This window comes from Oleiphilus sp. HI0132 (assembly GCF_001635845.1).
Window position 1 is genome coordinate 1 of record NZ_LWGJ01000115.1, and the last position, 842, is coordinate 842.

An 842-nucleotide genomic window follows, 5' to 3' on the forward strand; every position below is an offset into this window, starting at 1 on the left:
TTACACCCCTAGAAAAAACATTGATTAGATACTAACCTATGCTTCTATTTTCTTTAGCAATTATCCTCGGGCTTATTGTTCTTATTTGGAGTGCTGACCGATTCGTCAGTGGCGCCGTCGCTACAGCGCTCAACCTTGGCATGACACCGATGATGATCGGCTTAACAGTTGTTGCCTTCGGCACCTCAGCTCCCGAATTAATTGTTTCAGGTACTGCAGCACTAGACAATGCAAGTCACCTTGCGGTAGGAAATGCGATCGGTTCGAATATCGCAAACATTGCCCTAGTACTTGGCGCAACAGCACTGGTCTCGGCCATCCCCCTTAAAAAGGCAATTCTGAAGGTTGAGTTCCCGGTACTCATGGTCGCGACTTTCTTGGCCACCCTATTACTCAGTGACGGCATGCTGGATGCACTCGACGGTGTTGCACTATCTATAATTTTGTTTATTTCACTCATTGCTCTCGCCAAACTTCAAAACGCACCCGCGGGAGAAATCGATGAAATAGAAGACAGCAGATCCATCTCTGCAAAAAAAGCCTACATTCTTCTAGCTATAAGTATTGCTCTATTGCTCGCCAGTTCAAAGCTTTTGGTTTGGGGGGCAGTTGGCATCGCTACCGAGCTCGGCGTGAGCAAAATCATCATCGGCTTAACGATTGTTGCCATTGGAACCAGCCTACCCGAACTTGCAGCCTCCATTGCAAGCGCCCTTAAAGGCCATCACGACCTTGCCTTGGGAAACATTATCGGCTCAAACTTGTTTAATCTATTAGCAGTGCTAGCAATTCCTGCATTTCTTCACCCAATCTCACAGGGTGGCATCCCGATTAGTGAAGAG

At 47.3% G+C, this 842-nt stretch carries 1 protein-coding gene; it reads left to right on the top strand.

Going from position 1 to position 842, the window contains the following annotated elements:
- Positions 1–38: 38 nt before the first annotated feature.
- Positions 39–842, top strand: an 804-nt coding sequence (locus tag A3766_RS01530; RefSeq protein WP_068641521.1) for a calcium/sodium antiporter, incomplete at its 3' end; no start/stop codon positions are given.